The organism is Candidatus Agathobaculum pullicola, from assembly GCF_052117205.1.
In the GTDB taxonomy this organism is placed as follows: domain Bacteria; phylum Bacillota; class Clostridia; order Oscillospirales; family Butyricicoccaceae; genus Agathobaculum; species Agathobaculum pullicola.
The window spans coordinates 1-699 of sequence record NZ_JBQKJP010000118.1; the positions used below are offsets into that span (position 1 = coordinate 1).

Genomic DNA, 699 nt, shown 5'->3' on the forward strand with positions numbered 1-699 from the left:
TCTTCGCAAAGTCCAGTATGGAACGGCTGATACGGTCAAGTTTGTAGACAACTACTTTCCGCACAAGGCCGCTTTCAATATCACGCATAAGCTGCTGAAACTCTGGACGCTCCGTATTTTTCCCGGAATACCCTTTGTCTTTGTACTCTTTACAGTTCCCGCCTTTCAATTCATATTTGCAAAACTCAATCTGGCTTTCAATGGAAATGCTGTCCTTTTTGTCTACCGATTGTCTTGCATAGATCGCGTCTATTCGATTATTCATATTGTCGCTCCTTTTCTTAAAAAAGAAACGGAGCTGCTGACAGTTTTATTATACCGCCAGCAGCCCCGCAAATCAACGATGGCTTCGGAAAACCTTACGCCCCGGCTTCCTCACTCTGCCGTTTGTCGGCATACTTGCGGAACACCTCATAAAGCTGCTGTTCCAGCTCCCGGCGTTTTGCCGCTTCCTGCTCCGGCGTGAACACCGGGGAGAGATTTTCCAGCGTGATTTCCTTTCCTTGAAAAGTTACGACCTCTGTTTCCTTTTTGTATCTGATACTTATAAAATCACCTTTCCTTTCCATAATGCCGCCCCCGTTTCAACTCCGCCAGCACTTCCGGCGGGATACGGTCAACCAGCCGTTGTAAATCGTCCAGTTCGCTTTTCAGCTTTGCCCGTTCCATCGTATCTTTCATCTTGCTTTTTTCGCTGGC

General features: G+C 47.2%; 2 protein-coding genes and 1 pseudogene. All 3 read right to left on the bottom strand.

Annotation, left to right across the window (positions count from 1 at the left end; translation table 11 throughout):
* Positions 1-265, bottom strand: a 265-nt coding sequence (locus ACTQ3V_RS15660; RefSeq protein ID WP_441468300.1) for a recombinase family protein, incomplete at its 3' end; no start/stop codon positions are given.
* Between the two features lie 94 nt (positions 266-359).
* Positions 360-569, bottom strand: coding sequence for a hypothetical protein (locus ACTQ3V_RS15665; RefSeq protein WP_441468301.1), 210 nt, complete (start codon positions 567-569; stop codon positions 360-362).
* A pseudogene (locus tag ACTQ3V_RS15670) lies at positions 553-699 on the bottom strand (MobV family relaxase); the annotation flags it as partial. The gene ACTQ3V_RS15665 and the pseudogene ACTQ3V_RS15670, both read right to left, overlap by 17 nt.

What these genes read in the sequence shown, in the direction of transcription:
- ACTQ3V_RS15665 (WP_441468301.1), bottom strand. Translation starts at nt 569, where the DNA reads ATGGAAAGGAAAGGTGATTTTATAAGTATCAGATACAAAAAGGAAACA.